8 protein-coding genes are annotated in these 9,833 nt (G+C 71.2%); 3 read left to right on the forward strand and 5 right to left on the reverse strand.

The genetic code is table 11. From position 1 onward, the window contains the following. Positions 1–1,599 (reverse strand): M48 family metallopeptidase (locus tag VFZ20_RS31305; protein WP_329687909.1); only part of this gene is annotated, 1,599 nt, incomplete at its 3' end. Positions 1,600–1,775: 176 nt separating this feature from the next. Between VFZ20_RS31305 and lolA the strand changes: the two genes are divergently transcribed. After that, a complete protein-coding gene (lolA, locus tag VFZ20_RS31310; protein WP_329687910.1) occupies positions 1,776–2,648 on the forward strand; it encodes an outer membrane lipoprotein chaperone LolA in 873 nt (290 codons plus the stop codon). Between the two features lie 336 nt (positions 2,649–2,984). Here the strand turns inward: lolA and VFZ20_RS31315 are convergent, their stop codons facing one another. Next, entirely contained in the window at positions 2,985–3,371 is a 387-nt protein-coding gene (locus tag VFZ20_RS31315) for a hypothetical protein (protein WP_329687911.1), read from the reverse strand. A gap of 288 nt (positions 3,372–3,659) precedes the next feature. Between VFZ20_RS31315 and VFZ20_RS31320 the strand changes: the two genes are divergently transcribed. Next, positions 3,660–4,436, forward strand: a complete 777-nt coding sequence (locus tag VFZ20_RS31320) for a DUF5995 family protein (protein WP_329687912.1) — start codon at positions 3,660–3,662, stop codon at positions 4,434–4,436. A 924-nt stretch (positions 4,437–5,360) separates the two neighbouring features. Then, the gene (locus tag VFZ20_RS31325) at positions 5,361–5,774 is read left to right on the forward strand and encodes a hypothetical protein (RefSeq protein ID WP_329687913.1); all 414 of its coding nucleotides are present in this window, start codon (positions 5,361–5,363) and stop codon (positions 5,772–5,774) included. Between the two features lie 107 nt (positions 5,775–5,881). On the opposite strand, the gene VFZ20_RS31330 is transcribed toward VFZ20_RS31325, so the two are convergent. The 3 genes from VFZ20_RS31330 to VFZ20_RS31340 all read right to left on the reverse strand — a co-directional run. Continuing rightward, a complete protein-coding gene (locus VFZ20_RS31330; RefSeq protein ID WP_329687914.1) occupies positions 5,882–6,523 on the reverse strand; it encodes a hypothetical protein in 642 nt (213 codons plus the stop codon). Positions 6,524–6,829: 306 nt separating this feature from the next. Continuing rightward, positions 6,830–8,140 (reverse strand): phospholipase D-like domain-containing protein, encoded by a 1,311-nt coding sequence (locus VFZ20_RS31335; protein ID WP_329687915.1) that lies wholly within the window; start codon positions 8,138–8,140, stop codon positions 6,830–6,832. Positions 8,141–8,573: 433 nt separating this feature from the next. Then, on the reverse strand, positions 8,574–9,833 hold a 1,260-nt coding region (locus tag VFZ20_RS31340), incomplete at its 5' end, for an RDD family protein (RefSeq protein WP_329687916.1).

The raw sequence follows: 9,833 nt of genomic DNA on the forward strand, positions 1-9,833 counted from the left end.
CGTACGCTTTTGCACCAGGAAGGCGCCGCGGACGCCGGGCTCGCGCTCCAGCGCGGCCAGCAGACGCGCGCGCGTGGCCGGCGGCAGCGCGTACGGGCGCAGCGTGTCGCGGGAGGAAACCTCCCCCCGCTCGTGCAGGGCGCGGACGGTCTCTAGCTCCAGCGCGTCCACGCGCGCCTGGACGCGCCGCAGGTTGGCCGCGCGCCCCAGCCGCGCGTAGTGCTGCCGCAGCAGGTTCGCCGCCAGGATGGCGAAGCGCGACTCGCGCGCGCTTTCCCGCTCCAGCAGGGCCACGCCCTCCGCGCGGTCGCCGTCGTCCGCGCCGCGCAGCAGCAGCCTCCCCAGCAGCACCGCCGCCTCGGCGCGGTCCGGGTCGTCCTCCAGCACGCGACGCAGCAGGGGCGGGGCCGATTGCGGCTCGCACTCCGCCGCCCAGCGCGCGCGGGCCCAGCGCGCCGCATCCTCCGCCGCGGCGGGATCCTGCCAGACGAGCGCATCCGCGTGGTGGTGCGCCCAGGCCGGCCGCAGCGCCGCGTTCCACCGCTCCCCCAGCTCCGCCGTCGCCTGCCGCGCGAACGCGGGATCCAGCAAGCTCTCGGCGGCCGGCGCGCGTGGGGCGGCCAGCGCGGCGGCAAAGGCGGGCCTGTCCAGCGCGACGCCCATCCCCTCCAGCCGCTCCGCGCAGCCGGGGTGCGAGTCGTCCTCCAGCGTCCGGTGGCGCAGCACCTCGTCCAGCGCCCCACGCAGCGCGTCCGCCCGCGGCACGGCCTCCATGGACCGCAGCAGGCGCGGGAACAGGTCGTCCGGCGGGGCGGCGTGCGTGGCGGAATCGCGCAGGAGGTCGGGCACGAGCGACCACTCGGCCAGGCGCTGCCACACCTCCAGCCGCAGCAGGGAGCGCGCGGCGGCCCGCGGTCCGGCCGCCCGCGCGGCCAGCCGGTCGGACTCGTGCTCGTGCGCGCGGCTGGATCCCCCCGCCAGCCGCTCCAGCCGGGGGGCGTACCAGCGGACGAACGGGTGGATGAGAAACGACATCCACGACCCCGACAGGGCCGCGCCCAGCCCCTTCCACGTCGACTGCGCGCGGACGAGCCACAGCCACGACCGGCTGTGCTGCCGGGACAGGTGCGCGAACTCGTGGGCCAGGAGGGCGTGGAACTCCTCCTCCGACAGCGCGTGCATCAGCGGAAGGCCGATGGCCAGGTAACGCACCCGCGCGCCTGGAAGGCCGGGGCGGGGCTTTTCCAGCACGCCCGCGTTCAGGTCCGTCGTCAGCACCACCACGTCCACCTCGGGCGCGCGCAGCCGGCCCCGCGCCCGGTCGATGGCGCGAAAGAGCGCCGGCGCCTCGTCGCGCCGCACCCGGCGGCCGTCCGGCGCGGGGAACCGCACCCACAGCGACAGGGCAAGGCTCACCGCCAGCCCCGCCGGCAGCGAGAGCAGGGGACCCATCTCCCACCGCACCAGCAGGACGCACAGCAGCACCACCACGCCGAACAGCGCCACGAGGTAGACGTAGCCCAGCGCGGCGAACAGCAGGGCACGCCACGGGCGCGGCGCGGCGGCGTGGGGCGCGTGCGGGGGAACGGGATGCGGCATGGCAGGGGCTGGATCCGTGGCGAACGACGCACCCTGATGATAAACCCCTGTTCACCGCCCCGCCACGCCCGCTGGATGGACGGTGGGTACACGCGCCGGAACGAGGGTTGCCGGGAGAGGGTATCCATCGGCCCGACGTCCGAGCTGAGCATGCAAACCGGAACGCTGACGAATAGATGATGAAGACCAGCACGCGCCTGGGATGGGTCCTGCTTTCGCTTCCGCTGGCGGCCTGCGGCGGGCGCGAGTCGTCCGCGGCGGCGCCCGGCGACCACGCGGAGCGCCCCCCCGCGGCGCAGGCGGCGCCCGTGGCGGGGCAGCCGGCGCAGGCTCCCGCGGCCACGCAGGCGCCCGGCGCCGTGCCGGTGGCCGGCACCGCGCCCGCGCAGCCCGGCGCGCCCACGGCTCCTGGCACGGCGGCCGCGCCGTCCGCCCCCGCCCCGGTGGGCGACGCCAAGACCCAGGACCGCGCCGCGCAGATCCTTACGCTGGCGGAGACGGCCGCGCGCAACGTGCGCTCGCTGGAGGCGGACTTTACGCAGACGCTCACCATCCCGCTGCTCAACCAGTCGCAGAACAGCGCGGGCAAGCTGTACCAGCGCAAGCCGGACCGCTTTCTCATGCAGTTCAGCGACCCGGCGGGCGACGTGATCGTGGCGGACGGCCAGCACTTCTGGCTGTACTACCCCAGCTCCGACCGCACGCAGGTCATCCGCACGAGCATCGCGCAGGGCGGCGAGGCGGTGGACCTGCAGGCCCAGTTCCTCAGCAACCCCAACCAGCGCTTCGTGGCCACGGTGGCGGGCCAGGAGAGCGTGGGCGGGCGCCCGGCGGACGTGCTCACGCTGGTGCCGCGCGGCGCGTCGCCGTACAAGATCCTCAAGATCTGGGTGGACCGCGAAGACCACCTGGTGCGCCGCTTCGAGATGACGGAGGAGAACGACTCCGTGCGCCGCGTGGAGCTGCGCAACCTGCGCACGAACCACGCGCTGGCCGACAACCTGTTCACCTTCACGCCCCCCGCCGGCGCCCAGGTCTTCGACCAGTAAGTCGACTTTGGAGGCAGACGAACGAGGCCGCTCCCTTTTCCGGGAGCGGCCTCGTTTACATCCACCGCAGCATCTCTCTTCCGCCCTCTCGCGAATGCGTCATCCTGAGGGAGCGCCCACGCGTAACCCGAACGTGCGCATCACCCTGGGCGCGACCGAAGGATCTTGTGTGCGGTACTCGGGATCTGCTTCGCGCACGAACGCCGTTTTCGAGCTTTGCGGACAAGATCCTTCGTCGCCGCCATGGATCACGCTCGAGTCGAATTCGCGCGGCGGCTCCTCAGGATGACGCAGTTTGCGGGAGTTCAGGAAGGAAATCGGCGGGTCCGTCCATCCTCACGCCGCCACGTACAGGTGCGGCTCGTGGTGGCAGTGGTAGCACACCAGGTGGTGCGGCGAGCCGATCTTGCTGCCCGGCTTGAGCGTGATCGGCTCCCCGCAGCGCGGGCAGGCCCCGTGGAATTCCGTCACCCTGAACCGGCCGCGCCAGCTGCGGTACGTCATCACGGCGCCCACGAAAAAGGGCATGCACGTCATGAACGGATCAAAGATGGTGATGAAGAACGTCGCCACGCTGCCGCCGATCCACAAAATGCCGTACAGCACGGTGCGGTAGAACCGCGCCACGGTGGAGTACCGCTCCACGGTGAGCCGCGCGGGAGCGTCGCGGTGGCCGGGAAGGACGATCCAGGCGTTGGGATGATCGGTCGTGTGCGTGCTCATTGATTCCGTCCGTGCGTGCTCGGTGGATACAGCGTCCCGCCGTTTCGCCCCACAGAATGCATCCGGCCGCTCCCCACATCCATCGGAGACAATGCGGACGCTCCGTGGGAGTTTGCCCCACCGTATCACCGGATCACGTAAGCCGCCCCGCGCGCCGAGGTGGACGCGCGCGCCCATCGTACGCGTTGCCCCGCACCCGATCCGCGCCTATCCTTGTGGTCGGACGGACTCGCCCGCCCCGCCGCCGTCCTCATCGTACCTCCGTACCTCCGTACCCTCGTACCTCCCATGCCGACCATCACCGCCCCCGCCGCCGCCCGTCCCGCGGCCACCATCGCCGAGGTCGTCAGCCGCCTGGACGGCGTGATCGCGCGGTCCCGGCGCGACGGCAGCCGGCTGGGCTTCTTTGCCTGCCTGTACCGCTCCGTCACCGTGCGCGTAGCCCAGGGCATCGACGCGGGACGGTTCCAGGACGGGCCGCGGATGGAGCGGCTGGACGTGATCTTCGCCAACCGCTACCTGGCCGCGCTCGAGGCGTACCAGGCCGGGCGCCGCCCCACGCGCAGCTGGGTGGCGGCGTTCGACGCGGCGAAGGGCGCCAACCTGCTCATCCTGCAGCACCTGCTGCTGGGGATGAACGCGCACATCAACCTGGACCTGGGCATCGCCGCGGCCCAGGCGGCGCCGGGGCGCGAGATCGCCGGGCTGCACCACGACTTCCAGGAGATCAGCCGGCTGCTGGGCGAGATGCTGGACGGCGTGCAGGACAAGATCGCCAGCGTGTCGCCGTGGATGGGCATCCTGGACCGCGTGGGCGCGCGCACGGACGAGGAGATCTGCGCGTTCTGCATGGGCGGATCGCGGGACCTGGCGTGGAAGTGGGCGCAGCGCTTCGCTACCACGGACCGCGTGCGGCTGCCGTACGAGATCGACGCGCTGGACCGGGTCGTCTCGACGATGGCCATCCCCATCCACACGCCCGGCCTGCTGCTCCGCTCCGCGCTGTCGGCCATCCGCATGCGCGAGGCAAAGGACGTGGGCCGCGTGCTGGACGCGCTTGCGTGAACGGCAGTGCGAGAGTGCGAAAGTGCGAAAGTGCGAAAGTGCGAAAGTGATCCGGAGCGGTGGCCTTCCAGTAATACAGGATCCGGAAAAGCAGTTTCCTGAGAGGGTGTTGCCAAACCGGCCTTTCAACGGAGTCCAGAGAACGTCATCCTGAGGGAGCGCCGCACGTAAGACGGACGCGCGCAGGACTTTGGCGCGACCGAAGGATCTTGTGTGCGAAGCGACAAGCCGGCTCTGGTGCACGGAGCGGACTTGTCGCTTTGCGGGCAAGATCCTTCGTCGCCGCCATCGAACCCGCGCGAATCAGGTTCCACGCGGCGGCTCCTCAGGATGACGCTCGTTGGGGGCCTCTAAAGCCACGTTTGGCAACATCCTCCTGAGGGGCCCTCGCGATCTCGACCGTGCGCGGATGCGTGCGGCCCCGAAGAATCTTTCCGCCCTGGCAAGGACCCGGTCCAGTAGCGAAGTCCCTGCCCCGCGAAGGAGAGCCTTCCGTCGCGCCGGAGTCTTGTGAGCGGGCGAGTCCTGCGCGGGCGCTCCCTCGGGAAATCAACGCCGATGCGCAGTGTTTATGCGGATTTGGTATGAGACGCGATGCGAGATGATGACGAGCCCGACGCGCGATGGACGCGGCCGGGCTCGTTTTTGTGCGCGCGTGGCGCGATCCGGGGCGGGCGCGTCAGGTTCGGGGGGACTCGAACGTTCTAGGGCGGAAGGGCGTAAACCCTGGAGTATCAGTTGGTTGCAGGGGCAGAAAAGCGGACAGGGCAACGGCCGGAAACATGCAGTGACGGACGTGGTGAACCGCGACATCCACATCGCCCGTAGAGGTGTGCGGGGGCACGGGAACGTGCCCGCGCCGCGGTGTATATCGATGGATACCCCGGCACGCTTCGGGGGAGCAGGAGAGAACAGGATGGCGCGATGAAGATGCCGTTGTTGGACTTCGTGCTGGTGCTGGCGGTGCTGTGCCTGGGCGCCATGCTGGCGGAAGGCGCCGTGTCGTTCGTCCGGCGGCTGCGGCGCCGCCGGCGCAGCCAGGGGGGCGCCGTGGGCGTGGTGCTGGACCGCGAGGGCCGCGTGCTGGGCACGTACCTGGACCCGTTCGGGCATCCGTGGCGCGCCGCGCGGATGCACGGCCCCGAATCGCCGTGGAGCCCCGCCGTGGCGTGGGGTGAGAGCGGCAACACGTGGGAGGGCTTCGGCGAGACGGTAGAAGAGGCGGTCGCATCGGCCAACCGCCTGCGCCGCCGCCACCTGCAGCTGTTCGGACTGCTGGAGCCGGACGAGGACGAGGGCCATCCCGAGGACAACGCCCTCACCCCGCCCTTTGCCTGAGCGGGCAGATCCACATCCTGTCACCGAAAAGCGGGGGACGCTCCAGGAGCGTCCCCCGCTTCCGTTTTCTGCCTGCCCGCGCCCGCGGCGTACGCGGGCAAGACGGCTCAGACCGGCCCGGTGAAGTCGATGGTCACGCCGCACACGGTTCCGTACACGTGGTAGTTGGGCGTGCCCGCGATGGCCGCGCCGGCCACCTGCGCCGCGCAGCGCCCGGATGTGCCGTCGGCGCGCGTCCACGTGACGGCGCCGCTCTGGGTGATCAGCAGCGCCTGGACGCCGGTCGCATTGCCCGCGGCCGTCAGCGTCAGGTCCACGGCCGGATCGCCGGTGACCGTGAGAAGCCCGTTGTCCGTCTGCACCGGGCACGCCTGGTGGCGAAGCGTGACGCGGGCGTGGACGGCAACGAGCTGCGTCAGCACGTCCCACGCGGCGCCGAGGGTGCCGTTCACGTTCACGGAGCCGGAAGGCTGGCACTGCAGGGTAAAGCCGAAGGGGATCTCGCCGGTCTCCAAGGCGGCCCCGGAGCCGACGGATTCGCGCACGGCAGTCGGCGTGGCGCCGTTGACGCCGCTCTGCGCCACGCCCACACCCGGCGCGAGGAGAAGGCGGCCAAGGGCGTTCGCCTCGGAGGTGCTCAGGCCGCGCGGCTGCGCGGTTCCCGGACCGGCGCCCGGCCCGGTGCTGTCGCCGCCGCACGCGGCCAGCGTGGCGGTCAGGAGGAGGGTGAATGCGGAGAGGACGCGCATCAGGATGGCTCCTTGAGGTGAGGGGGGACTTCGATCTCCGGATCGTTCCCGACATTGACCGGGACGTCCGCTCGATCACGCCCTGCGCCTGAAATCTACGCCGCTCGCGGAGGCGCATCCAAGAAGAATCTCGATTCTCTCCGTCCAACGCACACGGCCGCAACGGGTTGGGAGGGGCATGCGGACGGGCTCCAGCGACGGAGAATCCTCGTTGGACGAGGGCCGCGGGCACCCAAGAAAGGCCGAAAGTGTCCCTGCGGGGGGACGGCGCGGGCCGGAGGCATCCCCCGGCCCGGTGCTCCGGGCTCAGAACTGGTTCGCGAAGCTCACCCACAGGCGCTCGTTGCAGCGGGCCAGCCAGCCGCGCTTGTCCCACTCCGCCTTGGTGATCTCGCGCGCGTGCTCCAGGTCCTCCAGGAACGTCTCGCGCACCTCCGCGCCAAATCCGCCGTCCATGATGCCGATCACCCCCTCCTGGTTCAGCTCCTTGGAGCGGATGTCCATGTTGGCGGATCCCACGATGCTCCACACGCCGTCCACCACCAGCATCTTGGCGTGGATCATGGTCGGCTGGTACTCGTAGATGCGCACGCCGGCATCCAGCAGCGAGCGGTAGTACGCCTGCCCCGCCCACCGCACGATGCGCGCGTCCGTGTGGTGGTTGGGCAGCAGCAGCCGCACGTCCACCCCGGCGCGGGCGCGCTCCTCCAGCACGCGGCGCGTGTTCACGTCCGGCGCGAAGTACGCGTTGGTGAGGTAGATGGAATCGCGCGCGCAGTCCAGCGAGATCAAAAAGAACGTGCGAAGGGGGTGCGACACGCTGGCCGGCGAGCTGATGACGTTCACGTGGCGCGACAGCTCCTCGCCGCCGGGCTGGTCGTCGCCGGGGTTGGGCGGATAGAACTCGTCACCCACGAGGATCTCGCCCGTGAGGTTGGCCCACAGCTGCGTGAACGACGACTGCAGGTTGGTCGCCAGGCAGCCGCGCACCTCCACCATCACGTCGCGCCAGTGGTCCTCGTCCTGCGCGTGGCCCAGCCACTTGTCGCCGATGGCCGCGCCCCCCGTGAACGCCGTCTCGCCGTCGATGACGATGGCGCGGCGGTGGTTGCGCTTGTACGCCGCCGTCAGCCGGCCAAAGCGGAACGGGCCGAAGAACTTGATGACGCCGCCCGCCTCCTGGAGCGCACGCATCTTTTCCATGGGCGCCGCGTGCGCGCCAAAGCCGTCCAGCAGCAGCCGCACCTGCACGCCCGCCCGCGCCCGCTCCGTGAGCGCCTCGATCATCTGGTCCGACGCGTTGCCGTCTTCCCAGATGTAGACCATGAAGTTGATGCTGTGCTTCGCCTCGCGGAGGGCGTCCAGGATGGCGGGAAAGATCTGATCGCCGTTGTTCAGCAGGCGGGCCGTGCCGCCGCGCATCAGGGGCGCGTTCACGGCGCCGGAGACGGCCAGCATGAACGCCTCGGAGCCCACGGGCGGCCGCGCCACGAGGGCCATCCGCCTGGGCCGTCCCAGCCCGAAGAACAGCGTGAGCACGGCGCTGATGAGGGCGATGGCGCCCACGACGGCCAGCACCAGCAGCCACCAGGGATGTCGGGAGAAGAAGTCGGTCATGGTGAAGGCGACGGGTTGTGTCGGGAACCCGCCTCGCCCGGAATGCAAACGCCCGGCCCGATGATTGGGGCCGGGCGCAAGCGATTGTCGCACAAGAGCTTCCCGTCCCGCCCGTGCTGTCGTTCTGAGGGAGGCGCCCGCTCGGTGCCTGCCGTGGCTGGATGCGTGCGGCGCCGACCGAAGAATCGGGTCGCCGGAGTGCGGGATCTCGCCCGTGCGCTGAGTTCGCGCGCGAGGGGCTCGTGCACGGGCAGGTACCGTGCGCGGCGCGACCCGATTCTTCACTCGGCGCCATCCGTCACGGGATGGTTCCCGACGGCGCCTCCTTCAGAATGACAGCTGGGGAGAGGTCCGCGCGACGCGGTGCATACACGGACTCGCCCCGGCTGTCATGACAGCCGGGGCGAGGTCGCGACGCGGTTCCGGATGCCGATCAGCTTCGCGGGAGGTCCGTGTAGCGCGCGTAGGCGGCCGCGGCGGCAGGCGCCTGCACGGGGACGGCTTCGGCGCCGGCGCGCTCCCGGACGACGACCGTCTCCACGATCTTGTCGTGGATCATCTGCCGGTTGCGGTCCCAGTACACCTGCGCGAACCCCATCAGCCCCGTCACCAGGCCGGCGGCGTATCCACCGAAGCGCTCGAACGAGCTCCACCACGTCATCGGCTTGCCGTCCAGCCGCACCACGCGCACGCCCAGCAGGCGCTTGGCCGGTGTTTGCCCGTTCCACAGCGCCACGAACGCCGTGAAGTACAGGCCCGACCAGCCGAAGCCGATCCCCAGGTCGTCCAGGAAGTGCAGCAGCGACGCCAGCAGCCCGCGGTCCTCCACCTTTTCCAGCGCCTGCGCCGACGCGCGCTCCTTTTGCCGCGCCTCGCGCAGCTGGCCCCGCAGGGCGTCCAGGCTGTCGCGCGCCAGGGCCGAGGCCACGCGCGGGCGCAGGGCGTTGGCCGCGGCGGTGTCGCCCGCCTCCACGGCGGCGGCATAGGCGCGGGCCAGCGAATCCGGCGCGGCGGGCGCCGGGGCCGTGCTCGCCTGGGGGGTCATCGCGGCATCCACGATGCCGCCCAGCCACTCCTGCCGCTCCTCGGACTCGTTGTCGTACAGGTCGCGCAGGGTGGACTGGATGTCGTCGTCCTCCATCCCCGACTTGCGGAAGCGGGTGGCCATCTCGCCCACCAGCCGGCGCGCCTCGGCGTCGTCATGCGTCTGCTGCAGGGCGGACACCTGCGTGGCGATCCCCACCGCCTCCAGCGCGCTCACCTGCACGGAATCGGGGCCGGACGTGCCCATGGTGGCCACCGTCACGCGCTGGCGCAGCACGCTGCGAAGCGTCTCCCTGGCGCCGCTCCACAGGTTCACGGCCAGGAGGAAGAGCACCAGGGCGCCCGCCGCGCGCACGCTCAGCCGGGTCATGCGGCCCATGGTGCCCGTGCCCACGCCCATGAAGCGGCCGGCGGCGCGGAACGCGAACCACGCGGCGGCCAGGCCCAGCAGCATGGCGCCGGCCGTGTGCACGAGGATGGAGACGAGGAGCAGGTCCAGCAGCATGGCCGTCAGCCGGCGCGCGGGGCGGGCCAGCGGGCGCCCCACCAGCGCGGGATGCACCGAGAACGCGTCGGGAGTGATGACGTAGCTGGAGTTGCTGCGCATCGCGGGAGCGGAGGTCCGGGTGCCGGCGGACGGCCGGCGCGT

This window comes from Longimicrobium sp. (genome assembly GCF_036280135.1).
In the GTDB taxonomy this organism is placed as follows: domain Bacteria; phylum Gemmatimonadota; class Gemmatimonadetes; order Longimicrobiales; family Longimicrobiaceae; genus Longimicrobium.

Excerpts from the sequence above, each read along its gene's own strand:
- lolA (WP_329687910.1), top strand. The coding sequence starts at position 1,776 with ATGATGAAGACCAGCACGCGCCTGGGATGGGTCCTGCTTTCGCTTCCG.
- VFZ20_RS31315 (WP_329687911.1), bottom strand. The coding sequence starts at position 3,371 with ATGAGCACGCACACGACCGATCATCCCAACGCCTGGATCGTCCTTCCC.
- VFZ20_RS31320 (WP_329687912.1), top strand. The coding sequence starts at position 3,660 with ATGCCGACCATCACCGCCCCCGCCGCCGCCCGTCCCGCGGCCACCATC.
- VFZ20_RS31325 (WP_329687913.1), top strand. The coding sequence starts at position 5,361 with ATGAAGATGCCGTTGTTGGACTTCGTGCTGGTGCTGGCGGTGCTGTGC.
- VFZ20_RS31330 (WP_329687914.1), bottom strand. The coding sequence starts at position 6,523 with ATGCGCGTCCTCTCCGCATTCACCCTCCTCCTGACCGCCACGCTGGCC.
- VFZ20_RS31335 (WP_329687915.1), bottom strand. The coding sequence starts at position 8,140 with ATGACCGACTTCTTCTCCCGACATCCCTGGTGGCTGCTGGTGCTGGCC.